The following is a 25,018-nucleotide window of genomic DNA, read 5'->3' as shown; positions in this document are numbered from 1 at the left end:
CGGCGGTGGCGCGTTTGCAAGACCCGACCCGGGATCGCGCGCGGCTGGCAGGAATGTGACTTTTGCTTCAGCCGATGCTGGCTATATCGGGTGCATGAAGTTTGCACCCTTGCCTCTTTTCGCCGCGCTGCTCGTCTCGGCCGCGCCCGTCGTCGCCGAGCCGGCCCCGGCGCAGGTCACGCTCCTGCCCGGCTGGCGTATGGACAACGGGCACCATATGGCCGCCCTGCGGGTGACCCTGGATGACGGGTGGAAGACTTACTGGCGCGCGCCGGGCGAGGGGGGCATTCCCCCGGAGGTCGACTGGTCCCAGTCGGTGAACGTGGCGGGCGTGACCTATCACTGGCCCGTGCCGGAGGTCATCAGCCGCGACGATATGACCACCATCGGCTACAAGCATGAGCTGATCCTGCCGCTGGAACTGACGCCGGCGCAGGCAGGCGATCCGATCCATATCGACGCTGATATCCTCGTCGGGATCTGCGAGGAAATCTGCGTGCCGCTCGAGGCGCAGGTTGATGCCGTTCTGAACGACACCGACCGCGACCCGGACCCGGTGATCGAACGCGCGTTGGCCGCCCGTCCCGACACGGCCGGCGAGGCGGGGGTCGTTACGGCCTCCTGCACGCGCGAGGATTTGTCGGACGGCGTGCGTGTGACCGCGCGCCTCGACATGCCCGCCATCGGCGCCGACGAGATTGTGGTGATGGAGGCCGACAATCCGACGATCTGGGTGTCGGAGGCCGTGTCCGTTCGCGACGGCGCCGGGCACCTCGTGGCCCATGCCGATTTCGTGCCGCCCAACGCCCGCCCGTTCGAGATGACAAGCGACGACCTGCGCCTTACCGTGATTGCGGCGGGTCGGGCCGTGGATATCGACGGGTGCGATCTCTCAGACTGAGCGCGGGCGCAGCGCGAGGGCTGCGAGATAGGCCCCGACCGAGATCACGAGTGATCCCAGCAGGAACAGCCCGCCCGCCAGCCCGATTGACCCGCTTCCGCCCGGCAGTGCGCCGGTCACCAGAACCCAGCCCATCGTTACGGCAAAGAGCGCGGCCAGAAGCACCACGGACACGCTCATGATCCGCGCCACCCAGGGCGCGCGCCGCCCGATGGCGAGCGCGTGGCGCAGGGCGCCCATCTGACGGCGCAGATCCTCCTGCATGGCGAGGATCGCGGGCACGACCAGCAGCACGAGGATGAAGCCGAAGCCAAGCCCGTAGACCAGCGTGATGACCGTGGGCTTGAGGAACTGCGCCTGTTGCGACCCTTCGAACAGGAGCGGCAGGAGTCCGAGAACGGTTGTCGCGGTGGTCAGGAACACGGGCCGCAGGCGGTCCGCTGTCGCGTCGATGACCGCATGGCGGATGCCACGGTCGGCCGCGTATTCATCCACCGTCGACACCAGCACGATGGAATCGTTGATGATGATCCCGACCATGCCGATCAACCCGACGACCGAGAACATCGACAAGGGAACGCCCCAGGCATTGTGGCCGTAGATCGCGCCGATCAAGCCGAAGGGGATGATTGCCATGACGACGAGGGGCCGGGTCCAGCTCGAGAAAATCCAAGCCAGCACGATGTAGATGCCGATGAGGCAGATGATGAGACCGAGGAGCGCGTCAGACAGGAACCGGTCCTCCTGCTCGCTCAACCCGGCAAAGCGGTATTCGACGCCCCAGTCCTCGGCGATGGTCGGCAGGATCGTCTCTTCGACCGCGCGCTGGATCTCCGCCGCACGCTCCCCGTCGCCCTCGTCCATGTCGCCCGTGACTTCGACCACGCGCAGCCCGTTTTCACGGTTCACACTGGCGAACCCGGTGCGTGAGGTGATCGAGACCAGATCGGCGAGGTTCACATAGTTCCCCTGATCCGTGCGCAACTGCGAGCGTTGCAGAAAGGCCAGCGACAGCTCGCTTTCCGGCAGTTCGACCCGGATCGCCGCCGAACGCATCCCGTCGGGATAGGTCGCGGCCTCGATCCCCGACAGCCGGTTGCGCAGGACCTGCCCGATCTCGTCGATGGTGAAGCCGAGCGCCTGACCCTGCGGCGTCAGTTCCAGCACCAGCTCTTCCTTGTCATAGGCGAGGCTGTCTTCAAGCGCGGAGACCTCCGGAAACTCGCCCAGTGCGGTCTTGAGGGCTTCGGCGGCGGATTTGAGCGTATCGCTGTCCGCCCCCGTAAGCTCGATGTCGAGCGCATCGCCGCCGGGGCCGAAACGGCCGCCGCGGAACGTGAACTCCTCGAGCAGCGGGTGATCGGGCACGTTGTCCTGCGCGATCGAGACGAATTCGAACGAGGAATAGGGCCGCAGGTCCGCGTCGATCAGCTCGATGGTGATGGAGCCCAGAAGGTCCGCGTCCTTGTCCTCGGCGCTGGCAAGGCCGCGTCCGGACGAGCCGCCGATCTCGGCCAGAACGTAGGTGACCGGGTTGCGCCCGTGTTCCTCCTCCAGCGCGGCGCCCGTGGCATCGACCGACGCCTGAAGGTCGCTCAGGAAGTCGAGCGTATCGGCCCGCGTGGCACCGTTCACCATCGCGAAGTTGCCCGTTACCGTGCCTTGTTCGGGTGCGTTGAAGAAGCGGAAGGGCACGTCGCCGCGAATGAACAGCGCGGCCTGCGTCGCCAGGAGCAGGACGGCCCCGGCAAAGACCGCGTAACGCCCCGTCACGACGAGGGACATGATGGGCCGGAAGACCCGCTCACGGAACCACCGGAATCCCTTGTTCACCTGCCGCGAGGGCCAGTCGTACCAGTGCTCCTTGGCCGCGTGGGCCAGCGCATGGGACATGTGATTGGGCAGGATCAGGAAGCACTCGACCAGCGACGCGGCGAGCACGGCGATCACCGTGAAGGGCACATCCGCGATGAAGTCACCGAACCGCCCGCCGATAAGCGTGAGGCCGAAGAAAGCGATGATGGTGGTGAGGGTCGAGGAAAACACCGGTGCGAACATGCGCCGCGCGGCGTTCTCGGCGGCCTCCACCGGGCCTTCGCCCCGTCGTCGCGCCCGGAAATCCGCGTGTTCGCCCACGACGATGGCATCGTCCACCACGATGCCCAGCGTGATGATGAGCGCGAAGAGCGAGATCATGTTGATGGTCAGACCGAGCGCATACATGATCGCGATGGCCGCGAGCATCGATACCGGAATCCCCGCCGCGACCCACAGCGCCGTGCGCGCATTGAGGAACAGAAACAGCGTGATGAGCACGAGGACGAGGCCCATCGCCCCGTTCTCCATAAGGATGTTGAGACGCCCGGTGATAAGCTCAGCGCGCGTGCGGATCAGGTCGATCGAGACGCCTTCGGGCAGGGTCGTCATCATCTCGGCCGCAACTTCCTCGACCGTGCGCTGGATGCCGATGGCGTCGCCGGCCGCGTTGCGCACGACGCTGACGGTGACCGCCGGGTTTTCGCCCACGAAGAACGTGCGGGCGCGGTCCACGCCCTCCACCCGGATCTCGGCCACGTCGCCGATGGTGAGCTTGGAGCCGTCGAGTTCCGAGCGCAGGACGATCCCCGATATGTCCTCGGCGCTGCGCTTTTCGACCCCCGCACGCACCCGTGCCGCGCCCGAGGCCACGCTGCCCGCCGGGCTCGCATCCGCTTCGCTCGCGATAGCCTGCGCGATCTCGGGCATCGTGACATCGTAGCGCACGAGGTCGGCGGTGCGCACCTCCACGACGGTCTGGGGCGCGACGACACCGTTGATCGAGGTGCGCGTCACGCCCTCCTGAAACAGCCGCGCGACCATCTCGTCCGAGAACCGGGCGAGCTGGTCGATGCCCACGGGGCCGGTGATGACCACGTCCGTCACCCGGTCACGCCAGCCGCCGCGCGTGATGCGGGGGTCTTCCGCCGCGTCGGGCAGGGTGTTCACCCCGTTTACCGCCGTCGTGACGTCATCCAGCGCCTGCGACATGTCCCAGCCCGGCTCGAACTCCAGCCGGATGCTGGCGCTGCCCTCGCGGGCGCGCGATGAGCTTTCCTCGACGCCGTCGACCGAGAGCAGGGTGGGTTCGAGCACCTGCACGATGCCTGCGTCCACGTCCTCGGCCCCCGCACCGCTCCATGTGACGCTGACGCGGATGTCGTCCACCACCACGTCCGGGAAGAACTGCGCCCGCATGTTTGGGAGCGCCATGCTCCCCGCCACGATCAGGAGGACGAACAGGAGGTTCGCGACCGTCGCGTGGCGCGTGAAATAGGACAGGACCCCGCCCGCGTTGAACCGCGTCGCCATCTCAGCCCCCCATCCGGCTTTCGATGCGTTCGACCATCCGGGCCGGAACCTCGGGCTTGCGCAATTGGGTCAGGATGCGTTCGCGGGCGTCGGTGGGCAGCATTTGATTGCCCTCGACGAAAGAGATGAGGCGCGTGCGCCGGTCGTCGTCCAGAGCGATCATCGACGGGGCGTCGGCCGCTTCTGCCGCCGCTTCGCCTGCCTGCGGGTCGGTGCGCTGGGGGCGGACACGGATACCGGCGCCGAGCGTGGGCGTGCGTTCCTCGACCACTTCGCGGCCTTCGAGCTGGGCGGCCTCGATCAGCACCGTGTCGCCCTGCCGCCGCGCGACAGTGACAGTGACTTCTTCAAGCCGGTCTTCGTCGCCCAGCACCAGAACGGTACCGGAGGAGGACACGGCGCTTGCAGGCAACTCGGCGACGCCCGTGATCTCGGGTTCGCGGATGGTCACGGTCACGAAATCGCCGGGGCGAAAACCCGGCGCGGACGACAGGGTCGCGAAGATCAGCCGCCCGGTCTGCCCGTCGCCGACCGCGGCGCTTTCGCGCGCGATGGTGCCCGTGGCCACGAGGTTGAAGCCGGACAGATCGAGGCTTGCCGTCACGTCGGCGGGAACGAGGTCGCCGTCGCCGTCCAGAAGCCGCGCGTATTGGGCGGTGGACAGTCGGAAGCTCACCTCGAGCGCGTCCGGGTCCACCAGCGTTGCGAGCTGTTCGTTGGCTGTCACGAGCCGCCCCTGCAGTGCTGCGACATCGGCCAGCGCCCCCGTGAATTCGGCGGTGATCGTCGCCTCGGCCAGTCGGCGCTCGGCCTCGTTCAGCGCGATCCGGGCGCGCTCCAGCGCGATCTCGGAGGAAGAGACGCGGGCGCGTGCGGCGTTGACGTTTGATCGCGCAGCGAGGACGGCCTGTTCCGCGGAACTTTCGGACAGGCGCGCATTCTCCAGCTCGGCGGCCAGCCCCACGCCCCGGTCCAGAAGGTCCTGCTGGCGCGACACGGCGGTCTGGCGCAGTTCGTACTGTCGCCGCGCACTGGCAAGGTCATCCTGTTCGAGGATCAGCGCCGCCTCGGCATCCGACACTTCCGCCTCTGCCTCGGCAAGGTCCGCGCGGGCGAGCGAGACGGCGTCTTCAAGGTCCGTGGGGTCGATGGTCACGAGCATCTGGCCCTGCTCGACCCGCCCCCCCTCGATGAAATTGTCGCCAAGCTCCACCACGGTCCCGCCGGTGCGCGCGCGGATTTCCAGCGTGCGGCGCGACTGCACCTCGCCGAATGCCTCGAGCACCGGGGCGACGGTCCCGCCAGTCACGGTCACGACGTTGACCGAATAGACCCGCTCACGCGCGGGCATCGAACCGCTTTCGCGGCTCATCCGGGTTTCGACCGCGTCGCGCACGACATAGGCGGCGAACCCCAGTGCCGTGACGGTCAGCGCGGCGAGGAACAACCCGGTGAGGGAGCGGCGAAGAAAGCGCATGGAGCGATCCGTTTCAAACTGCACGACAACCCTGCCCGCACCCGGCGACGCTGGCAATCAAGCAGGGGTGACAAGGGTGTTACGAGCTTAAACGGCGCTCGGTCCTATTTCCGTCGCTTGTGTTCGTCGAGACGGGGCAGGATTTCCACGAAGTTGCAGGGGGCGTGGCGGTAGTCGAGCTGATAGGCGAGGATTTCGTCCCAGGCGTCCTTGCAGGCCCCGGTGGAGCCGGGCAGGGCGAAAAGATAGGTGCCATTGGCCACGCCGCCCGTCGCGCGGCTTTGCACCGCCGAGGTGCCGATCTTCTGCATCGACACGAGGGTGAAGACGGTGGCAAAGGCCTCGATCTCTTTCTCGTAGACGTCGCGGTGCGCTTCCACGGTCACGTCCCGGCCCGTGAGGCCCGTACCGCCGGTCGAGATGACCACGTCGATCTCCGGGTTCGCACACCAGTCGGCGAGCTTGGCCGCGATCACCTCACGTTCGTCCCTGACGATCGTGCGGTCGGCCAACACATGCCCCGCCGCTTCGATCCGGCCCACGAGCGTTTCGCCGGAGCGGTCATCCTCCACCGTGCGGGTGTCAGAGACCGTCATCACGGCGATGCGGACGGGGATGAAGTCCTTGGACGTGTCGATGCTCATGGTCCCTCTCTCAACTTCGCCTGAAGCGCGAGGAGGTCGGACCATGCCTCGCGCTTGGAGATCGGATTGCGCAGCAGAAAAGACGGGTGGAACGTGGGAAGCGCCGGGCGTCCGGCCACCTCGCCCCATTGGCCGCGCTGGCGTGTGATGCCGGTCAGGCCCATGAGTGCGGTGAGGGCGATATTGCCCATCGGCACCACGATATCCGGGTCGGCCAGCTCGATATGGCGCATGAGGAACGGCGTGAACATGGCGATTTCCTCAGGCGTCGGGTTGCGGTTTCCGGGCGGACGCCACGGCACCACGTTGGTGATATAGAGCACGTTCTCGGTGTCCGGCGTGGTCCGGCTGCGCCCGATGGCCGCGAACATCTGGTCCAGGAGCCGCCCGGCGGGACCGACGAAGGGCCGCCCTTCACGGTCTTCTTCGGCGCCGGGGCCTTCGCCCACGACCATGATCCGCGCCGCAGGATTGCCGTCAGCAAAAACGAACGAACGTGCGCCGCGTTTCAGGGGGGAGCCTTCGAATCCCTGCATCGCGTCTGCCAGCGCTTCGAGGCTCGCCGCCGCGCCCGCGCGTTCCTTGGCCACGGCGACCCAGTCGGTCGTCTGCGGGGCATCCGGTTCCGGCGCAGCGGCGGGACCCGAGGACGGGACGAGCTGCGTGACCGGCTTAGGGGCCTGCACGGCAGCTTCATAGCGGTCGATGGGGCCCTCCGCGATCGCGTCGGTCACCCCCAGCTCGACATACCAATCGAGCAGCGCTTTCGCCTGATGCCAGTCCAGAGCCGATTCCATGACGCACAAGCTACGCCCCGGCGCGAATGGCGTCCATGCCGCTTGGCAGAACAGCAACCACACCGTAGCCTGCGGCGATGGCCGCTCTCCTGTTCATATCCGTCGGTGGGGTGCTGACCGCCTTCGTCACGCTGATGCCGTGGCGCTGGGCGTGGCGCTTGTGGGTCGCCGGGGTGCTGGCGGCCGCGACATACCTGTTCCTGCTGCCTCCCGTTCCGGGCGTCTCCAGGTCCGGGTTGACGATCGTGCTCGCGCTGATTTTCGCCGGACCCGCCACGGTCGTGACGGCGGTTCGCCTGCTGGTCCGTCAGATGCGCGGGGAGGCAGCCGAAACCCGACTGCCCGCCTTCGACACTGTCCTCCTGAGCGGCCTCGCCGTGCTCGTGGCTGGGATCGCCTTTGCCGAATATGCCGGAGTTTTCGCCGGATCGGACCAAATCGCGTTGGCGCACGCCTTGCCGGTCGTCATGGCAGCGCTCGTCGCGGGGATCGCGGTTTTTGTTCCGTGGCGGCGGGTGAGCTGGAGCCTTGGAGCATACGCGGCGGCGCTCGTCGCGCTCTCGGTCGGCTCATGGGTGCTGCACCCGCGCCTCGTTCTCGCCTCGGCAGATCGTATCGCGGCGGAGGATCACTGTATTTCGCTTCCCCTGCGCGCACGCGGGGCCATGGCGCGCGCCGACCTCACCTTCCTCACGATGGACAAGAGCGGACCCGCCGCCGGGCCGCACCCCATGTTGGTCACGCCGCAGGGCGCGAACCACCATTGGTCCTTTCGTCTCATGCGCTTCGCCGGCACCGAGACGGACCGCCCGATGCTTTACTGCACGCCGCAAGGGCAGTCGGGGTTGGTGAACGGGGAGAGCGACGCGGTCTTCGTGGACCTGAACGGCACTCTGTTCCTCGTCCCGCGCGACTTCGGCCCGGCCCCGGCGCCCCCTGAGACGCTGGGGCTTTCCGTGACCTATCCCGATTTCTCAGCCGCACTGGACGCAATGTTCCCGACCGCGTGGTTCGGCGCGGGTCTCGCCCCAACGGTTGCGCGGGCAGTGACGCGGCCCGGCGCCACGGCCCGGACCGGGCCCCACGGTCTGATCTGGCTGCCCAAGGGCGGGGGAGAGGAGCTTCTCGCGCTGCGCGAGGGCGGGCTGACCCGCACGGTGATCGACTGCTTCGGCACGACCTGCAACCACCGTTTCAGGGCGGGACGTTCCGACCGGATCATCCTGCAATACGACCGCGTCCATCTGCCCGACTGGCGCGATCTGGAAACGCGCGCGATCGACGTTTTCGCCCGGTTCCGGGTCGACTGACACCTGTCGGGGGATTGCCCGTCCCCGCGCCGCTTCCTATAAGCCGGATAACAAGGGGGTCCCGGCCATGACATTCCGCCATCGTCACCTTCTGGGGATCGAGCCGCTCCATCCCACGGAGATCACGACGCTTCTGGACCTTGCCGACACCTATGTCGATCTGAACAAACAGCCCAAGAAACGGCGTGACGTGCTGGCGGGCCTTACCCAGATCAACATGTTCTTCGAGAACTCGACACGCACGCAGGCGAGCTTCGAACTGGCGGGCAAGCGCCTTGGCGCGGACGTCATGAACATGGCGATGCAGGCGTCTTCGATCAAAAAGGGCGAGACGCTGATCGACACGGCGCTCACGCTCAACGCGATGCACCCGGACCTGATCGTGGTGCGTCATCCCCATTCGGGCGCGGTGAACCTGCTGGCCGAGAAGGTGAACTGCGCGGTCCTGAACGCGGGCGACGGGCGGCACGAACACCCGACGCAGGCCCTGCTCGACGCGCTGACGATCCGGCGGGCCAAGGGGCGGCTGCATCGGCTGTCTATCGCGATCTGCGGCGATATCGCCCACAGCCGCGTGGCGCGCTCGAACCTGATCCTGCTCGGCAAGATGGAAAACCGCGTCCGCCTGATCGGTCCGCCCACGCTCATGCCTGCCCAGATCCGCGACTTCGGGGTCGAGGTGTTCGACGACATGAAAGCGGGGCTCGAAGGGGTCGACGTGGTGATGATGCTCCGCCTGCAACGGGAGCGGATGGACGGCGGGTTCATCCCGTCCGAGCGCGAATATTATCACCGCTACGGGCTCGACGCCGAGAAACTCGCGCTCGCCAAGGATGACGCCATCGTCATGCACCCCGGCCCGATGAACCGGGGGGTCGAGATCGACGGGACCATCGCCGACGACATCAACCGTTCCGTGATCCAGGAACAGGTCGAAATGGGCGTGGCCGTGCGCATGGCGGCGATGGACCTGCTCGCCCGCAACTTGCGGGCCGAGACGGAAAACGAAGGGGTGATGGTATGAGCCGCACCGAGCTTGAACTGCCCGGCGGGACGGGCCCGCGCACGATCTGGGTCTTCCTTCTGGATATCGACCCGGCCCGGATCGACACATGGAAGGCCCCGGACCCCGACACCGGCGACTGGCCGCTGCCCGGTGCGCTCGGGCTCAAGGATCTGAACCCCGCCCATGTCGAGGTCTTCCCGGAGGGCCAGATCGCGGAATACGGGCTGACCCGCTACCTTACCGACGCCAACGGCATGAGCGTCGAGAGCGTGGCCGAGGACGCCCGGACGCTGGCGAGCCTGAGTGGCGTGATCGCGCTCGTCCACGGCAAGGCGGTCGCGGGCCAGACCGGGCATTTCGACCCGGCCCATCCGGCGCGTTTCGTGGGCCGGTATCAGGAGGAAGCGACCCTCACCGTCTCCACACCCGCCCCGGCCAGCGCCTCGACGCAGGGCAGCATTGCGGGCGGGGCCACACCGGGACAAGGGCCGCGCAAGATGCCCTGGGGTATCTTCGTCGCAATGGTCGCTGTCATCATCGCCGTCGCCGCCGTCATCATGGTGCTCGCATGACCGAAACCGCCGTCGCGACCTTCACCGGCAACCGGGCCACCTACATCAAGGAGCATGTGATGCTCGCCGCCATCGGATCGGTCCTCGCCGTGGCGCTCCTCATGGCGCTGGGCAACGAACATGCCTGGACCGGCGTGGTGGGTGCGGTCGCCGCCATCGCTGTTCGCGGCGTCTATGTCGCGTCCGAGCAGATCGGGCAGGATTGGACACTCACCCGGAGCGAGCTGATCTCGCCCGCCGGGGTGCGTGTCCCGCGCGCCGACATCGTGAAGGTGCGCACCATCTTTTCGGCCGCGCAGGTCATCACCCGGTCTGGCGACAAGTACATGATCAAGTATCAGGCCGACCCGGCCGCTACCGCTGCTACCATCCGGGGAGAAGCCGCATGAGCGTTCCCGCGGGATGGGAGGGCATCCTCGACGACGGGGAAGAGATCCTGTGGCAAGGCCGCCCGGATCAGGACTTCCACATGGGCCTCGGCAAGGTTTTCACGGTCATCTTCGGTGTCGTCTTTGCGGGCTTCGCACTGTTCTGGATGGTCATGGCCAGCAGCGCGGGCGGCATGTTCTGGATGTTCGGACTGATCCACTTTTCGGTCGGCGTCGGGATGATCTTCTGGTCGATCTACGGCTCGACCTACTCCCGGCGCAACACCTGGTACACGCTCACCGACCGTCGCGCGATCGTGGCGACGAATTTCCTGACGAAGGGCAAGAGCCTGAAGAGCTATCCGATCAACGCCGGCACGACCGTGGAATTCCGTGCAGGCCCGCCGGACACGATCATCTTTGCCCACGAGGAACGGCGCGGCAACAAGGGCCGACGATATACTGTGCCGGTGGGCTTCGAGCGGCTCCCGGACGGGCACGAGGTCATGCGCCTCATCCGCAAACGCATCCACGGCGTGTCGGACCCGTCGGGCGATACGGGAGAGAGCGCATGACCCTGCGAACCTTCACCAACGCGCGGCTCATCGACCCAGAGGCGGGGACGGATGCTATCGGGTCGCTGACCATCGAGGACGGGGCCATCGTCGCGCGCGACGGGCGGGCGGCGGGCGAGGTGATCGACTGCGGCGGCAAGTGCCTTGCGCCCGGGATCGTGGACATCGGCGTGAAGATCGGCGAGCCGGGCGAGCGCCACAAGGAGGGGTTCCGCACAGCAGGCCGCGCGGCGGCGGCGGGTGGCGTGACCACGATGGTCACCCGGCCCGACACGACGCCCGCCATCGATACGCCCGAGACGCTCGATTTCGTCAAGCGCCGGGCACGGGAGCGCGCGCCGGTCCGGGTGAACCCGATGGCCGCGCTCACCAAGGGCCGCGCCGGGCGCGAGATGGTCGAGATGGGCTTTCTCATGGATGCGGGCGCGGTCGCCTTTACCGATTGTGACCACGTCATCGCCGACAACAAGGTGTTCTCGCGCACCATGACCTATGCCCGCTCGGTCGGCGCACTGATCATGGCGCATCCGCAGGACCCGACGCTGAGCGACGGTTCCGCCGTGACCTCGGGCAAGTTCGCCTCGCTCCGGGGTCTGCCCGCCGTGTCGCCGATGGCCGAGCGGATGGGGCTGGAACGTGACCTCGCGCTCGTCGAGATGACCGGCGTGCGCTACCACGCCGACGGTCTGTCGACCGCACTGGCGCTGCCCGCGCTGGAACGGGCCAAGGCGGCGGGGCTGGACGTGACAGCCGGGGTGAACATCCACCACCTGACGCTCAACGAGCTGGACGTGGGCGATTACCGCACCTTCTTCAAGCTGAAGCCCCCGCTTCGGTCCGAGGAGGATCGCAAGGCGATGGTGGAGGCTGTGGCGACCGGCCTGATCGACATCGTCTGCTCCATGCACACGCCGCAGGACGAGGAATCCAAGCGCCTCCCGTTCGAGGAGGCGGCCTCAGGCGCGGTGGGGCTTCAGACGATCCTGCCCGCCGCGATGCGCCTGATCCACGACGGGTCGATGGACTTGCCGACGCTCTGGCGCGCGCTGTCGACCAACCCGGCGCGGCGGTTCGGCCTGCCGGGCGGGTCGCTGGGCGAGGGGCGGCGTGCCGACCTCGTGCTGTTCGATCCGGACGCGCCCTTCGTGCTCGACCGCTTCGCGTTGGAAAGCAAATCCAAGAACACCCCGTTCGACGAGGCGCGGATGCAGGGCCGCGTGCTGGGCACATGGGTGGGCGGCGAACGGGTGTTCGGGTGATCCGCGAGGCGACCCGAGAAGACCTCCCCGCCCTGGGCGACGTCGCGATGCGCTCCAAGGCGCACTGGGGATATGACCAAGCCTTTCTCGACGCCTGCCAAGAGGAGCTTTCGCCGACCGAGGCCGACCTCGGTCCCGGCCTCGTCACATGGGACGACGGTCGCCCCCGCGCGATCGCGCATCTGGTGCCCGGCGGGGCCGAGGCCGAGCTTTACCTGCTCTTCGTCGCGCCCGAGGCGATGGGCCGTGGAATCGGCCGCGCGCTGTTCGACTGGGCCTTGGCGCAGGCGTCGGCGGCGGGTGCCAGTACCCTCGCGCTCGACGCCGATCCGTTTGCCACGCCGTTCTACACGCGCATGGGCATGGTGCAGGTGGGCGAAGTTCCGTCGCAGACATGGCCCGACCGGCTCCTGCCGCGCATGCACTACACACTCTGAGGGGGTCCCAATGCCCGAGATCGTCACCGCCCTGCCGCTTCTGGCCCTGACCGCCCTGCTTGGCTATCTGCTGGGCTCGGTTCCCTTCGGGATCGTCATGGCCCGGCTTTTCGGGTTGGGCGACCTGCGCAAGATCGGATCGGGCAACATCGGTGCGACCAACGTACTGCGGACCGGTAACAAGCTCGCCGCTTTCCTCACGCTCATACTCGACGCGGGCAAGGGCGGCATCGCGGTGCTGGTGGCGCGGGCGCTGCTGGGCGACGACGCGGCACAGATCGCCGGCTTCGCGGCTTTCCTTGGCCATTGCTTCCCCGTGTACCTCGGCTTCCGGGGCGGCAAGGGGGTCGCCACCTGGCTCGGCACCCTGTTCGCGCTCGCCTGGCCCGTGGGGCTGGCCGCCGGTGCAACGTGGCTTGTGACCGCCGGCGTGTTCCGGATCTCGTCCCTCGCGGCACTCGTCGCCGCGCTGCTCACGCCGCTCTGGGCGTGGCTTCTGGGCTTTCCGCAGATGGTCGTCCTGCTGGTCGCGCTGGGCGCGTTGATCTTCATCCGGCACCACGAGAACATCCGCCGCATCCTTGCCGGCACCGAAAGTCGGATCGGCAAGAAATAGGGTGAGCCCATGGAGCCCTACGAATGTGAATATGTCGTGCCACGCTCTCAAAAAGTTGATTTTTGCGGGGCATCAGGCAGAGTGATCCCATCAAGCCATTTCAGAGCGGGGACTTAGGGACATGAACATGATGGACGCGGTGAAAACCGTCTTTTCGAAATACGCGACATTCTCGGGCCGCGCGCGCCGGGCCGAATTCTGGTGGTTCGTCCTGTTCTACTTCATCGCCAACATCATCCTGAGCATTATCGACTCGTTCCTGTTCGGCACCACCACCACGACCGAGAACGGCTTTTCCGCCTCGACGGACACGCCGATCCTGTCGGGCATCTTCTGGCTCGCCACGATCATCCCCTATCTCGCGGTCAGCGTGCGGCGCCTGCATGACACCAACCGCGTGGGCTGGTGGCTTTTCATCGGGCTGATCCCGCTCGTCGGTATCATCGTGCTGATCGTGTTCTTCGCGACGGGCGGCGACAAGGGCGGCAACCGTTTCGGCGCTGACCCGATCGACGGCAGCGGCGGTGACGGCGGCGGCGACGCCTATGAGCCGACCTCGGTTCCACGCGTCTGACACACAAGGCTTGAGGGAGAGACGCCATGAACATGATGGACGCGGTCAAATCCGTATATTCCAAATACGCGACCTTTTCGGGCCGCGCGCGCCGGGCGGAATACTGGTGGTTCTACCTGTTCTACCTGATCGTCTATCTGCTCCTCGGGATCGTCGATTCCTTCGTTTTCGGTACGACGACATCGACTGACGGGGGCTTCTCGGCCACGACCGAGACGCCGATCCTCTCGGGCATCTTCGCGCTGGCCACGCTGCTTCCGATCCTTGCGGTCGGGGCGCGGCGGCTGCACGATATCGACCGGAGCGGCTGGTGGCTATTGATCGGTCTCGTGCCGCTCGTCGGGGTGATCCTGCTGATCGTGTGGTTCGCCAAGGCGGGCGATACGGGCCCCAACCGTTTCGGGGCCGACCCGATCACCGGGGATGGCGCAGGGCCGGGCGAGGCGGATTACGCCGAAACCTCCATTCCCAAGGTCTGACAAGGCAGCTAGATTGGCGAAGGGGCGGCGGATGCGCTGCCCCTTTTGCACGGGGTCCGGGACGACAACCCATGAGGGAGACAGGCAGATGGATATGAAAACCGCCGTCGAAACGGTGCTGCGCGAAAAATACGTCGAGTTCAACGGACGGGCCCAACGGGCGGAATTCTGGTGGTTCGTCCTGTTCATCTTCGTGGTGTCGGCGATCCTGTCGCTGATCGACGCGGCGCTGTTCGAGGGTGTCTTGCAGGACATCGGCCCGCTCTCGGCGATCTTCACGCTCATCACCCTGATTCCGGCCATCGCCGTCACGGCCCGGCGACTGCATGATGTGGGGCGCTCCGGCTGGTGGCAGCTTCTGTTCCTGCTTCCGGTGATCGGTTTCCTCGTGATCCTGTTCTGGGCGGTGCAAAAGGGCACGGATGGCCCCAACGACTTCGGTCCCGACCCCAAGGGCGGGGCACCCGCGCCCGCGTGACAGGGGCCATCGGAGACGCGCTGCGCCACTACGCGACGTTCCACGGGCGCACGTCGCGCCGGGATGCCCTGATCTTTCTGGTGGCCTTCTCGCTGGGCAACTATGTGCTGGTCAACGCTACCAAGCTCGCCGTGGCCAGCGGCAGCGGGCCACTCGCCGTCGCCGTGGCGACCATCTCGGCGGTCTTTTTCGCGGCCCTGATCCTGCCCATGTCCGCTGTTACCGCGCGGCGATTGCAGGACACGGGCCGCCCCGCCGTCTGGACACTCATCCCGACCGCGGCGGTCACCTTCATCAGTGTGGCCGAGCGGCTGGTGATCGGACAGGGCTACGCGCCACTAATCCCGGTCTTCCTGGGCAGCGCGCCGTTCGTGCTCTGGTTCCTGTGGTGGCTGACGCGCCCCGGCGATCCCGGTGAAAACCGTTTCGGACCGCCGCCGGGCCGTCAGTAGGAATACGCCCCGTAGACCTTGCTCAGATCGCCGTTCCAGTCGCCGTGGAAATGCTCCAGCAGTTCGTCGGCAGGCGTGCGGTTCTCCTCCACGCTGTCCTCAAGCGTGTTGAGGAAGTGACGCTCGTCGGGAACCATGCCCCCGAAGCCGGGCCGTGCCCGTGCCTTGAGGCCCGCGCGCGAAATGTCGAGCACCTCACCCGCCAGCTCCCGCATCCTGATCGAACCGACAGTGGCGTCCAGCGCGTCCACGCTCGCCGCCACACGCAGGGCTTCGCGCGTTTCCGTGTCCCAACCCTTGGCAAGATCCCAGGCCGCGTCGAGGGCCGACTGATCGTAGAGCAACCCGGTCCAGAGGGCGGGCAGGGCGCAGATGCGACGCCACGGGCCGGCGTCGGCCCCGCGCATCTCCATGAATTTCTTGATCCGCGCTTCGGGAAAGATCGTCGTCAGGTGATCGGCCCAGTCGGACAGCGTCGGCACCTCGCCGGGCAACGCGGGCAGCTTGCCCTTCAGGAAGTCGCGGAACGACTGGCCCAGCGCGTCAATATACTGTCCGTCGCGGTAGACGAAATACATCGGCACATCGAGCGCGTAGTCGACATACCGCTCAAATCCCATGCCGTCCTCGAAGACAAAGGGCAGCATACCGGTGCGCGCGTCGTCCAGACCGCGCCAGACCCGCGAGCGCCAGCTTTTGTGACCGTTCACTTTGCCCTCGAAGAAGGGCGAATTGGCAAACAGCGCGGTGGCGACCGGCTGTAGCGCCAGGGCCACGCGGAATTTCTGCACCATGTCCGCCTCGGACCCGAAGTCGAGGTTCACCTGAACCGTGCAGGTCCGGTACATCATCTGCGTGCCGTGGGTCCCGACCTTGCCCATGTAATCGGTCATGAGCCTGTAGCGCCCCTTGGGCATCATCGGCATGTCGTCATGGGTCCAGACCGGCGCGGCGCCCAGCCCGATGAACCCGGCCCCGATCCGGTCGGCGATGTCCTGCACCTCGCGCAGGTGTTCGTTCAGCTCGTCGCAGGTCTGGTGGATCGTCTCCAGCGGCGCACCCGACAGCTCAAGCTGCCCGCCCGGCTCGAGGCTCACGTTGGCCCCGTCCTTCTCCAGCCCGATCAGGTTTCCGGCCTCCTCGACCGGCGCCCAGCCGTACTTGTCGCGCAGGCCCGCGAGCATCGCGTGGATCGACCGGTCGCCTTCGTAGGGCAGGGGGCGCAGCGTGTCCTTGCAGTAACCGAACTTCTCGTGCTCGGTGCCGATGCGCCAGTCGTCGCGTGGTTTGCAGCCGGACTCGAGGTATTCGGCGAGTTGGCTGAAGTCGGTGATCGGACCGCCGCCGGACTGGGGAATGGACATGAACGCTGCCTTTGTCTGTCTCGGAAGTTTACGAGTGTTCGATTGCCGCGGGGGTGTCAACGGCCCCCGAACCCTTTCGCCAGATCGTGACGGGCGTGTCCGGTGGCGCGTTCAGGGCGCGGATGGCGGTTTCCACTTTCGCCCCCGGCAGCGCAGTCAGCACGTCAAAGATCGCGCGCGCCCCCTCGGCCGATGCAGGGATCGAAAGCCGCTCACCCGCCATGTCGAACCGCCAATAGGCCCCGCCCGCCCGGCTCGCCACGACCGACACATGGGTCAGTGCTTCGAGCGAGGCGATGCCGCCGCCCACCGGGGCGAGATAGGTGATCTGCCGCTCGTCCACCTCCACTACGCCAAGCCCCCCGCGACCGGTCCGAAACCGCGCGCGCTGGATGCCCGACCAGGTGAGTGCGAGCCCCGCGAGGATCAGCGCGGCGCCCACCCAGCGGATAATCCCGAGGCTCTCAATCGCCCAGTAAAGCCCCAGCGCGACCACAGCCGCGCCGATCATCGCTTCCCGCCAGCGGGCAAGACCCCGCGCCGCCTCAGGCCGGATAAAACTCATGCCGCCACCGCCATCGCTTCGGCGAATATGACAAGGGTGTAGAGACCGATCCGGTGGAAACCCAGCGCCTCGTAGGCGCGGCAGGCGGGGACGCCGGAGGCGAACAGGATCGAGGTTTTCACGCCCCGCGCGCGGGCCTCGATCAGGTGCAGCCCGACCGCCGTGCGCGCATGACCGCGCCCGCGATGCTCCGGCGGGGTATAGACGCCCCCGATCTGGACCATGTCGGGAAGCCGGGCGTTGAAGGCCGTCATCGCGACCGGCGTCCCGTCGATTTCAAGCACCCGACCGTGATCCTCCGCGATCATCCTTTCGGTGCGCGCGAGCGCCTCGGCTTCATTCTCCGGGCCGTCCTCGGCGCCCAGTGTGTCGATGGTATAGGCCGCGTTCCAGCGGGTGAGCAGCGGCACGTCGGCCAGGGTCGGCGGGCGCAGCCGCCCCCCGGTGAAGGCGTCGGTGACGAGCGCATCGAGGTCCAGCCGGTAATGTGGTTCGTCCCGGTCCAGCACCGTGCGCCCGGGCAGGTTCAGGGCCGCGCGCGCCGCGGCCACCTGATCCGCCGCGCCGTTTATGCCGATGACCTCGGTGCCGGAAATCGACCGGGCAAAGCCGGGCCAGTCCTGCCCCTGTCCCATGACGAAGCCGCCATTGGACAGGCCAAAGACACCCGTAACCGCGCCGGGCGGCCCTTCAACGACGTAGCGGGTGCCGTGGGTATGCTCCCGCTCGTCCAACCCGAAACGGGCGAGGTTCGCGCGCAGGAACATCGTCTTTTCGGCGTGTTGCGCGAGGAAGGCGTCGATCCCGGCGATGTCGGAGGGGTTTGCAGGGCGCATCACCAGTCCCCCAACGCGATCTGCCAGAGCGTCATCGCGGCCACCGCCGCCGTGTCCGCCCGCAGCACGCGCGGGCCAAGGCTCACCGCGACCGCCGCCTCCAGAGCGCCCAGCCGCTTGCGCTCGGGCTCCGAGAACCCGCCTTCCGGGCCGATCAGGATGGCCCAGGGTGCTCCCCGCTTATCAGGCGCCGCGCCCGCGGCGAAGACGGGCGGCAGTCCGGATGAGCCGCCCGCCAGCGCCTCGTCGCAGAACATCAGCCGCCTGGTACCATCCCAGTCGTCCAGCAGCCGGTCGAGCTTTTGCGGCTCCGTCACGTCCGACACGAACGTCCCGCCGCATTGCTCGGCCGCTTCGATGGCGTGGGCCTGCAACCGGTCCACCCGCACCCGCTCGGAATTGGTGAACTCGGTCAGCACTGGCACGATCCGTGCCGCGCCCATTTCGGCGGCCTTTTCCACGATGAAATCCGTGCGCGCCTTCTTGATAGGCGCAAACAGAAGCCACAGGTCCGGCGGGTCGAGCTGTGGCGCGGCCTGACCGAGGCAGCGCAGCGTGCCGCGCCGTTTCCCGGCCTCGACAACCTCCGCCGTCCACTCCCCGTCGCGCCCGTTGAAAAGGGCCACACGGTCGCCCGGGCCCTGCCGCATGACACCGAACAGGTAATGGGCCTGATCCCGTTCCAGAGGAATGGTTTGCCCCTCACCGAGTGGCTCGTCTACAAAGAGCCGGATTTTGGCACGCTCGATCATGGGGGCACGTTATGGCGACAGATCACGGGACGCCAGAGGCAGCGAACGCCGGGGACACGGTGGCCGACGCCTATACCGGCAACTGGGTCGACCGCTACGCGCCCGCGCCCCTGCGCCCCTATTTCCGCCTCAGCCGCCTCGACCGGCCGATCGGCACATGGCTCCTCCTCCTGCCGTGCTGGTGGGGGCTTCTGCTGGGCATGGGCTATGACGGCCGGGCGAGCTGGCACGATTTGTGGATTTTCGTCGGCTGCGCCATCGGGGCCACGCTCATGCGCGGCGCGGGCTGCACATGGAACGATATCACCGACCGGCACATCGACGGGTCGGTGGCCCGCACACGCTCGCGCCCCATCCCCTCTGGCGCAGTCAGCGTGGCGCAGGCGCTCGCATGGCTGGTGATACAGGCACTCATCGCCTTTTTCATCCTCATCACCTTCAACACGGCGGCCATCGCGCTGGGCATCCTCGCGCTGCTGCCGGTCGCGATCTACCCGTTCGCCAAGCGGTTCACCTGGTGGCCGCAGGTATTTCTGGGTTTCGCCTTCAACTGGGGCGCGCTTCTGGCCTTCACCGCCCACACCGGCCATCTCGCGTGGCCTGCCGTCGTGCTTTATGCCGCGGGCATGGCTTGGACGCTGTTCTACGACACGATCTACGCCCATCAGGACAAGGAGGACGACGCGCTGATCGGGGTGAAGTCCACCGCCCGGCTCTTCGGCGACAATACGCCGCGCTGGCTGCTCGTCTTCCTCGTGGCCTGCGTGACGCTGATGACCCTCGCGGTCATCCTCGCGTTCCTGCCCGACCGAAGCCCGGTGGCGCTCGTCGTCGCGCTTGCGGCCCCCTGGGCGATGGGCTGGCACCTGTCATGGCAGATGCGCAAACTCGACATGGAAGACCCGGATACCTGCCTGATGCTCTTCCGCTCGAACCGGAACGCGGGGCTGCTGCCTGTGCCGTTTCTTGCCGTCGCGCTGCTGCTCTGATTGCACCCGGCCGGAAAGCGACTTAGGAAGCCATCAACAAGTTCGTGGAAACCGTCTCACCAACATGAAACTTTCCAAAGTCCTCCTCATTCCCGGGGTCTTCCTGCTTGCCGCGCTGATCGCGGTCTTCGCGGCGGTCGCCTCGGTCGGAGTGATCGAGCGGGTCTCGAAATCCACTGTGGAACAAGCGCTTATGCTGCAAGGGCAGGATTGGGCGCGGGTTCATGTGGACGGGCTCCAGCTTGTCCTGTCCGGCACCGCGCCCACCGAACCCGACCGGTTCGAGGCGCTGTCCATCGCCGGGGGCGAGGTCGATTCCAGCCGCGTGATCGACCAGATGGAAGTGCCCAACGCCGAGGGCATCGAGCCGCCCCGCTTTTCGGTGGAAATTCTGCGCAACGATGGCGGTATCTCGATGATCGGGCTGATCCCGATGGGCACCGACCGGGACGGGCTGAACACGCGTGTTCAGCGGATCACGCCGGAGCTCGAGGTGGCCGACCTTCTCGAAAGCGCCGACTATCCGGTGCCGGAAGGATGGGACAACATCCTCGACTTCGCCATTTTCGCGCTGTCCGAGCTGCCGCGTTCCAAGATATCCATGTCGTCGGACCGCGTGACGATCGAGGCGATTGCGGAAAGCGCCGAACAGAAAACCCGGTGGGAGCGTGAGCTGGCCCGCCGCACCCCCGGCGGCCTGCGCGTCGCGCTGAACATTTCGGCTCCGCGTCCCGTCATCACACCCTTTACCGCCCGCTTCGTCATCGACGAGCAGGGGCCGCGTTTCGATGCCTGCACCGCCGGGACCGAGCCGGGACGGGTCAAGATCGTGGCGGCCGGGATCGCGGCAGGCGTCAAAGGGCGCCCGACCTGCACCATCGGCCTTGGCGTCCCTTCGCCGGATTGGCCCGATGCCGTGGCGATGGGCGTCGCGGCCGTGCGGGAACTCGGCGCGGGAACGATCACTTTCTCGGATGCCGACGTGACGCTGGTGGCCGCCGCCGAGGTGGCGCAGCAGAATTTCGACCGGGTCGTGGGTGAGCTTGAGGCCGCCCTTCCCGATGTGTTCTCGCTTCACGCGAACAAGACCGAAGCGGTCGAGGGCGAGGCCGAGGGAGCTCCGGAGTTCACCGCGACTCTCAGCCCCGAGGGGCTGGTGCAACTGCGCGGTCGGCTCGGAGACGAGCAGCAGCGCATGATCACCGAGAGCGTCGCGCGAGCGCGCTTCGGGATGGAAAAGGTCTACATGGCTGCCCGGCTCGACAGTTCGCTGCCGCAGGGCTGGTCGATCCGCGTGCTTGGCGCGCTGGAGGCGCTGGCCCTGCTCGACAACGGCGTGGCGATCGTTCAGCCCGACCTCGTCGAACTGCGCGGGACCACGGGAGATCCGGATGCCAACGCCGAAATCTCGCGCATCCTGTCCGAGAAACTGGGCGAGGCGCAGGATTTCCGGGTGAACGTGACCTATGACGAGGCGCTCGACCCGGTCGCCTCGCTCCCATCGCCCGAGGAATGCGTGGCCTCGATCAATCAAACCATCTCCGAATCCAAGATCACCTTTGCGCCGGGGTCGGTCGAGATCGAGGCGACGGCGGGCGGCACTGTCGACAGGATCGCGGATCTGCTCAAGGACTGTGCCGAGGTGCCGATGGAGATCGGCGGGCATACCGACAGCCAGGGTTCCGAAGAACTGAACAAGGCGCTTTCGCAGCAACGGGCGAACGCGGTCCTCAACGCGCTCCTCGCGCGGCGCATCCTGACCTCGAACCTCTCCGCCTATGGCTATGGCGAGGAGCGGCCGATCGGCGACAACGACACCGAGGAAGGGCGCGAAGCCAACCGGCGGATCGAATTCCGGCTCCTGACCGAAGCGGAAGTCGCCGGTGAGGAAGTGGAGCAGATCGAGGGCACGCCCAGCGATGGCGAGCTTGGCGATATCCGTCCGCGCCCGCGCCCGGCTGACCTCGTCGCCGAAACGGATGCGCTGGCCGAGGACGGCAGCGGTGACGGTGCCGGGCAAGAGACCTCCGGGGAAAACGCGGCTGAAGACGGCGAATCGGCGGATGCCACGGCCGAGCCAGAAGGCGATCCGGCCAACGACACGGCCGGGAACGATGCGCCCACGGAAGCGCCCGACGAAGATTCCGCTGCAACCGTCGCTGACGAGGAGGGCGAAGACTCCCCGGCGGATGCGACCGAGCCTGAGACGGCGGCGGACGCCTCCGATGAGGCGGAGGCCGACCCGGCGCAGGATACAGATGCGGCGACCTCGGACGAGGCCGACGCCACCTCAGCGACCAACGAAGAAGAAGCGGCACCTGACGATGTCGCCACAGAAGAGACCACCGGGGATGCGGCCCTGGAGGAGACCGCCGGGGATACGGCGGATGTAACCCCCGGGGAAGGGGTTGACGAAACCACAGAGACTGAGACAGTCAGCGAAGAAGCGTTGCCACCACCGATCGTGGTGCATCCGGAACTGGAAGGCGTCCGCGCGCCGCCCCGTCCGCAACGCGAGGGATAGGGACCAATGAACAGAGCCGAGTTCATCATCGTCACGGCGATCATTCTTTTCATCGCGTTTGCGCTCGGTTGGTTCGCGCATTGGCTCATTCACAAGTTCACGCGCGTGTCCGGTGCCGAGATGGGCGAGCTGGACCGCATGGCGCAGGCGCTCCACGATGCCGAGGAAACTCGGGATCAGGCCATCACCTACCTCCAGCAGCGCGAGGCGGAGTTGTCCAACCAGCAGCACCAGACCGAGGCGGAGCTGCGGGCAGCGATGGACGGGCTGCGTGCCGCGCGGCAAGAGGCCGAGGAGCTTCGCGCCTATATCGAGCGCGCGAACCAGGGCTGACCCGCCCGCATCTCCGACGACACCTTTACCTGTGATCCGGCGGCGGCCCGGTCTGTGCCGTGCGTGCCACGTCGAACGGATCGGCCGTGCGGAAAACGCGCGGTGCCGACCGGGTGTCTTCGCTGTTCGCGGGACGATCCCCTTTGGCCCGCACCGCCGCGAGGATCGGCATTGCCGGATCGCGCTGCGTCCGCGCCCATGCCCGCAGGATCACGCCGTCCGCAATCCCCGGCGCCATCGCGGCGCGCGCGAAAATTCCGTAGGCCCGGGTCGGCGCGAACCCGTCCGACACGGGATGACCGGCACCCGCGAGCGGCACGAGCCGGCACCGCGCGAAGCCCTGCGTCACCTCGCGCGCATGGGCTGCGTCGTGCGGCAGGGTGGGGTCAAAGGCGACCACGCAATCCCCGCTGACCGGCGGCAGCCTTCGGATGATCATATGTGCCTCACGCGCGAAGACAGGGTCCTCCACGTCCGGCGCGAAGCGCGTGTCACCCTGGGGCGCACCGCCCGGCAGGTCGGGCAGGAACGTGGTATGGGGAGAGACGAACAGGGCGCGCGACAGCGGCACCACGCGGCTGACAAGGTAGAGCCCGTAACTCCCCATCGAAAAACCGATCCCGGCGCGGTCGTGATAGGGCGCGGCGACCTGCGCGAGCGTCGTCAGCAGGTCCGGCAGGTCGGGTGAGAGGAACCAGTCGTTGCGTGCGGTGGCGACATGGATCTGCGCGAACCCGCGCGAGGTGAAGACGTCGCCCGTGGGCACCGGTGCGAACCCGTCGCGATGCGCGCGCCAATGGTCGAAGGTGAACATCACCTGTCCGTCCGCAGGCCCCCGCAGCGTGGCGCGGAGCGCATCGGTTTCAAAGATCACGTGCGTCGTCATGGGGTCAGGATGGCACGAACCCCTTACGATCCGGTGAAGCTCACCAGCGCGACAGAGCGTCCTCGTCCTCGTCCTTCGCCGCCACCCATTCGGCCCCGTCCGGCCCGTATTCCTTCTTCCAGAACGGGGCGCGGGACTTGAGGTAGTCCATCAGGAACTCCGCCGCCTCGAAGGCCGCGATGCGATGACGGCTCGCCGTGGCGACCATCATGATCCGCTCGCCTGGGGCGAGGCTGCCGTGGCGGTGGATGACGAGCGCATCGTCCAGCGACCATCGCTCCATCGCCTGATCCACGATGCCCGAAATCGCCTTTTCGGTCATGCCGGGGTAGTGCTCGATCTCCATCCGGCTCATGCCGCCGGTGTCGCGCACGATGCCCGTGAAGGTCACGACCGCGCCGGTATCGGTGCGGCCCTTGGCAAAGTCCTCCGCCTCGTCGCCCAGCGAGAACGGGTCGGACTGCACGCGGATGGTGGGCATGTCAGCCGCCGGTCATGGGGGGGAAGAACGCCACCTCGCGCACGCCTGCGAGCGGGGCGTCGAAGTCGGAAAGCTCCTGGTCCACGGCGACACGCAGGGCCGAGAGATCGGCAAAGGCCGCCTCATAGCGCGGCTCGCGCGCTTTCAGCTCGGCGACCAGATCGGCCACGGTGGCGGCCTCGGTCGTCACCGTTTCGCGCGGCTCTCCGATCCGCTCGCGGACCCAGGCGAAATACATGACATCAAGCATCCTCGTCCTCCTTGAGGAACGGCCAGGCCTTGCGGAAATAGTCCCAGCCGGAAATCGCGGTGAGCAGCGCGGCCACCCACAGGAGCAGGACGCCCGCGTTGCCGGTCCAGACCATGCCGGTGGTTTTCCACCCGAGGCCGAGGTGATCGGTCACCTCCCCCTCGATGATCTGATCGAACAACTCGGCATCCATGCCGAAGCTCTGCATTCCCACATAATGTTCGAAAACGCCTTTTGCAAAAAGCAGCGTGAGCGCGATCATCTGAACCGTGGTCTTCCACTTTCCGATCTTCGTGACCTTGAGCGCCTTGGCCCGGTCTCCCAACGCTTCGCGCAAGCCCGAGACGAAAACCTCGCGGAAAATGATGATGCCGGAAGGCAGGACGATCCACAGCGCGAGGCCGGAATAGGCGGCGATGACGAGGAGTGCGGTCAGCACCAGCGCCTTGTCCGCGATCGGGTCCATCGTCGCGCCGAACTTGCTTTCCTGGGCCCAGGCTCGGGCGAGGTAGCCGTCGACGTAGTCGGTGACGGCGGCCACGATGAAAACGATCAGCGCGTACCAGTCCGCCCAGGGGCGGGCGAAGAACAGGAACATGATCGGAAGCAGCAGCACCGCGACCAGCCGGCCGATGGTCAGGATATTGGGGATCGTCCATTTCATGGGGGAAGGTCTATCGCGCGGAGGGGGCGGGGGAAAGGGAGCTTTCGTGCCGGGGCTGGCGCCCGGCCCGACCCGCCGGGG

At 67.1% G+C, this 25,018-nt stretch carries 28 protein-coding genes; 16 read left to right on the top strand and 12 right to left on the bottom strand.

All coding sequences use genetic code 11. The annotated features are described in order from the left end of the window. Nucleotides 1–109 precede the first annotated feature (109 nt). Complete coding sequence (locus B2585_RS11950; RefSeq protein WP_292023338.1) at nucleotides 110–901, top strand: protein-disulfide reductase DsbD domain-containing protein; 792 nt, start codon at nucleotides 110–112, stop codon at nucleotides 899–901. Here B2585_RS11950 and B2585_RS11945 read toward each other — a convergent pair. The 4 genes from B2585_RS11945 to B2585_RS11930 all read right to left on the bottom strand — a co-directional run bounded on the left by B2585_RS11945 (nucleotide 893) and on the right by B2585_RS11930 (nucleotide 7,167). Next, on the bottom strand, nucleotides 893–4,249 hold the full coding sequence (locus B2585_RS11945; RefSeq protein ID WP_292023337.1) for an efflux RND transporter permease subunit: 3,357 nt from the start codon (nucleotides 4,247–4,249) through the stop codon (nucleotides 893–895). The two genes, B2585_RS11950 and B2585_RS11945, sit on opposite strands and share 9 nt — an antisense overlap. A 1-nt stretch (nucleotide 4,250) precedes the next feature. Further along, the gene (locus B2585_RS11940) at nucleotides 4,251–5,726 is read right to left on the bottom strand and encodes an efflux RND transporter periplasmic adaptor subunit (RefSeq protein ID WP_292023334.1); all 1,476 of its coding nucleotides are present in this window, start codon (nucleotides 5,724–5,726) and stop codon (nucleotides 4,251–4,253) included. A 104-nt stretch (nucleotides 5,727–5,830) separates the two neighbouring features. After that, the gene (gene moaB, locus B2585_RS11935) at nucleotides 5,831–6,370 is read right to left on the bottom strand and encodes a molybdenum cofactor biosynthesis protein B (protein ID WP_292023332.1); all 540 of its coding nucleotides are present in this window, start codon (nucleotides 6,368–6,370) and stop codon (nucleotides 5,831–5,833) included. Next, nucleotides 6,367–7,167: a uracil-DNA glycosylase gene (locus tag B2585_RS11930; protein ID WP_292023330.1), complete on the bottom strand. Its 801-nt coding sequence runs from the start codon at nucleotides 7,165–7,167 to the stop codon at nucleotides 6,367–6,369. The genes moaB and B2585_RS11930 overlap by 4 nt, the downstream gene beginning before the upstream one ends. Before the next feature lie 77 nt (nucleotides 7,168–7,244). Here B2585_RS11930 and B2585_RS11925 point away from each other — a divergent pair, with 77 nt between their 5' ends. The 12 genes from B2585_RS11925 to B2585_RS11870 all read left to right on the top strand — a co-directional run bounded on the left by B2585_RS11925 (nucleotide 7,245) and on the right by B2585_RS11870 (nucleotide 15,293). Next, nucleotides 7,245–8,477, top strand: a complete 1,233-nt coding sequence (locus B2585_RS11925; RefSeq protein ID WP_292023329.1) for a hypothetical protein — start codon at nucleotides 7,245–7,247, stop codon at nucleotides 8,475–8,477. A 67-nt stretch (nucleotides 8,478–8,544) separates the two neighbouring features. Next, entirely contained in the window at nucleotides 8,545–9,501 is a 957-nt protein-coding gene (locus B2585_RS11920; RefSeq protein WP_292023327.1) for an aspartate carbamoyltransferase catalytic subunit, read from the top strand. Continuing rightward, nucleotides 9,498–10,055, top strand: coding sequence for a hypothetical protein (locus B2585_RS11915; RefSeq protein ID WP_292023325.1), 558 nt, complete (start codon nucleotides 9,498–9,500; stop codon nucleotides 10,053–10,055). Before B2585_RS11920 ends, B2585_RS11915 begins: the two co-directional genes overlap by 4 nt. After that, nucleotides 10,052–10,444 carry a hypothetical protein gene (locus B2585_RS11910; protein WP_292023323.1) on the top strand — a complete coding sequence of 131 codons (393 nt, stop codon included), beginning with the start codon at nucleotides 10,052–10,054 and terminating at the stop codon, nucleotides 10,442–10,444. Before B2585_RS11915 ends, B2585_RS11910 begins: the two co-directional genes overlap by 4 nt. Then, nucleotides 10,441–10,998 carry an aspartate carbamoyltransferase catalytic subunit gene (locus tag B2585_RS11905; RefSeq protein WP_292023320.1) on the top strand — a complete coding sequence of 186 codons (558 nt, stop codon included), beginning with the start codon at nucleotides 10,441–10,443 and terminating at the stop codon, nucleotides 10,996–10,998. Before B2585_RS11910 ends, B2585_RS11905 begins: the two co-directional genes overlap by 4 nt. Continuing rightward, nucleotides 10,995–12,257: a dihydroorotase gene (pyrC, locus tag B2585_RS11900; RefSeq protein WP_292023317.1), complete on the top strand. Its 1,263-nt coding sequence runs from the start codon at nucleotides 10,995–10,997 to the stop codon at nucleotides 12,255–12,257. Before B2585_RS11905 ends, pyrC begins: the two co-directional genes overlap by 4 nt. Then, on the top strand, nucleotides 12,227–12,694 hold the full coding sequence (locus tag B2585_RS11895) for a GNAT family N-acetyltransferase (protein WP_292023316.1): 468 nt from the start codon (nucleotides 12,227–12,229) through the stop codon (nucleotides 12,692–12,694). Before pyrC ends, B2585_RS11895 begins: the two co-directional genes overlap by 31 nt. A 10-nt stretch (nucleotides 12,695–12,704) precedes the next feature. After that, nucleotides 12,705–13,310 (top strand): glycerol-3-phosphate 1-O-acyltransferase PlsY, encoded by a 606-nt coding sequence (plsY, locus tag B2585_RS11890; RefSeq protein WP_292023314.1) that lies wholly within the window; start codon nucleotides 12,705–12,707, stop codon nucleotides 13,308–13,310. Nucleotides 13,311–13,431: 121 nt separating this feature from the next. Then, the gene (locus B2585_RS11885; RefSeq protein WP_292023312.1) at nucleotides 13,432–13,884 is read left to right on the top strand and encodes a DUF805 domain-containing protein; all 453 of its coding nucleotides are present in this window, start codon (nucleotides 13,432–13,434) and stop codon (nucleotides 13,882–13,884) included. A 26-nt stretch (nucleotides 13,885–13,910) separates the two neighbouring features. Beyond that, nucleotides 13,911–14,363 carry a DUF805 domain-containing protein gene (locus B2585_RS11880; protein ID WP_292023310.1) on the top strand — a complete coding sequence of 151 codons (453 nt, stop codon included), beginning with the start codon at nucleotides 13,911–13,913 and terminating at the stop codon, nucleotides 14,361–14,363. Nucleotides 14,364–14,451: 88 nt separating this feature from the next. Next, nucleotides 14,452–14,841 carry a DUF805 domain-containing protein gene (locus tag B2585_RS11875; protein WP_292023308.1) on the top strand — a complete coding sequence of 130 codons (390 nt, stop codon included), beginning with the start codon at nucleotides 14,452–14,454 and terminating at the stop codon, nucleotides 14,839–14,841. Continuing rightward, nucleotides 14,838–15,293 (top strand): DUF805 domain-containing protein, encoded by a 456-nt coding sequence (locus B2585_RS11870; protein WP_292023305.1) that lies wholly within the window; start codon nucleotides 14,838–14,840, stop codon nucleotides 15,291–15,293. Before B2585_RS11875 ends, B2585_RS11870 begins: the two co-directional genes overlap by 4 nt. Here the strand turns inward: B2585_RS11870 and B2585_RS11865 are convergent. Genes B2585_RS11865 through B2585_RS11850 form a run of 4 tightly spaced genes read right to left on the bottom strand, consistent with a single transcriptional unit; the run spans nucleotide 15,287 to nucleotide 18,810 of the window. Next, complete coding sequence (locus B2585_RS11865; protein ID WP_292023303.1) at nucleotides 15,287–16,657, bottom strand: glutamate--cysteine ligase; 1,371 nt, start codon at nucleotides 16,655–16,657, stop codon at nucleotides 15,287–15,289. The genes B2585_RS11870 and B2585_RS11865 overlap by 7 nt on opposite strands. 28 nt (nucleotides 16,658–16,685) lie before the next feature. Beyond that, a complete protein-coding gene (locus tag B2585_RS11860) occupies nucleotides 16,686–17,222 on the bottom strand; it encodes a hypothetical protein (RefSeq protein ID WP_292023301.1) in 537 nt (178 codons plus the stop codon). Next, entirely contained in the window at nucleotides 17,219–18,058 is an 840-nt protein-coding gene (locus tag B2585_RS11855; protein ID WP_292023300.1) for a GNAT family N-acetyltransferase, read from the bottom strand. The genes B2585_RS11860 and B2585_RS11855 overlap by 4 nt, the downstream gene beginning before the upstream one ends. Further along, entirely contained in the window at nucleotides 18,058–18,810 is a 753-nt protein-coding gene (locus B2585_RS11850) for a 16S rRNA (uracil(1498)-N(3))-methyltransferase (protein WP_292023298.1), read from the bottom strand. The genes B2585_RS11855 and B2585_RS11850 overlap by 1 nt, the downstream gene beginning before the upstream one ends. 11 nt (nucleotides 18,811–18,821) lie before the next feature. On the opposite strand from B2585_RS11850, the gene ubiA reads away from it, so the two are divergent. The 3 genes from ubiA (at nucleotide 18,822) to B2585_RS11835 (ending at nucleotide 22,656) form a co-directional block, all read left to right on the top strand. Further along, the gene (gene ubiA, locus B2585_RS11845; RefSeq protein WP_292023296.1) at nucleotides 18,822–19,799 is read left to right on the top strand and encodes a 4-hydroxybenzoate octaprenyltransferase; all 978 of its coding nucleotides are present in this window, start codon (nucleotides 18,822–18,824) and stop codon (nucleotides 19,797–19,799) included. A gap of 64 nt (nucleotides 19,800–19,863) precedes the next feature. Then, entirely contained in the window at nucleotides 19,864–22,323 is a 2,460-nt protein-coding gene (locus B2585_RS11840; protein ID WP_292023294.1) for an OmpA family protein, read from the top strand. A 6-nt stretch (nucleotides 22,324–22,329) separates the two neighbouring features. Then, on the top strand, nucleotides 22,330–22,656 hold the full coding sequence (locus B2585_RS11835) for a hypothetical protein (RefSeq protein WP_292023291.1): 327 nt from the start codon (nucleotides 22,330–22,332) through the stop codon (nucleotides 22,654–22,656). A gap of 25 nt (nucleotides 22,657–22,681) precedes the next feature. Here B2585_RS11835 and B2585_RS11830 read toward each other — a convergent pair whose 3' ends face one another. Genes B2585_RS11830 through pgsA form a run of 4 tightly spaced genes read right to left on the bottom strand, consistent with a single transcriptional unit; the run spans nucleotide 22,682 to nucleotide 24,937 of the window. Continuing rightward, nucleotides 22,682–23,542, bottom strand: coding sequence for a hypothetical protein (locus B2585_RS11830; RefSeq protein ID WP_292023289.1), 861 nt, complete (start codon nucleotides 23,540–23,542; stop codon nucleotides 22,682–22,684). Between the two features lie 40 nt (nucleotides 23,543–23,582). Next, complete coding sequence (locus tag B2585_RS11825) at nucleotides 23,583–24,023, bottom strand: molybdenum cofactor biosynthesis protein MoaE (RefSeq protein WP_292023287.1); 441 nt, start codon at nucleotides 24,021–24,023, stop codon at nucleotides 23,583–23,585. Nucleotide 24,024: 1 nt separating this feature from the next. Further along, nucleotides 24,025–24,273, bottom strand: a complete 249-nt coding sequence (moaD, locus tag B2585_RS11820; RefSeq protein ID WP_292023286.1) for a molybdopterin converting factor subunit 1 — start codon at nucleotides 24,271–24,273, stop codon at nucleotides 24,025–24,027. Then, nucleotides 24,266–24,937 (bottom strand): CDP-diacylglycerol--glycerol-3-phosphate 3-phosphatidyltransferase, encoded by a 672-nt coding sequence (gene pgsA / locus B2585_RS11815; protein ID WP_292023285.1) that lies wholly within the window; start codon nucleotides 24,935–24,937, stop codon nucleotides 24,266–24,268. Before pgsA ends, moaD begins: the two co-directional genes overlap by 8 nt. Between the last annotated feature and the right edge of the window lie 81 nt (nucleotides 24,938–25,018).

Source organism: Maritimibacter sp. UBA3975 (assembly GCF_002384975.1).
Taxonomy (GTDB): domain Bacteria; phylum Pseudomonadota; class Alphaproteobacteria; order Rhodobacterales; family Rhodobacteraceae; genus Maritimibacter.
Note: the sequence above shows the minus strand (reverse complement) of the source record. Positions and strands in the feature narration are given on the sequence as shown.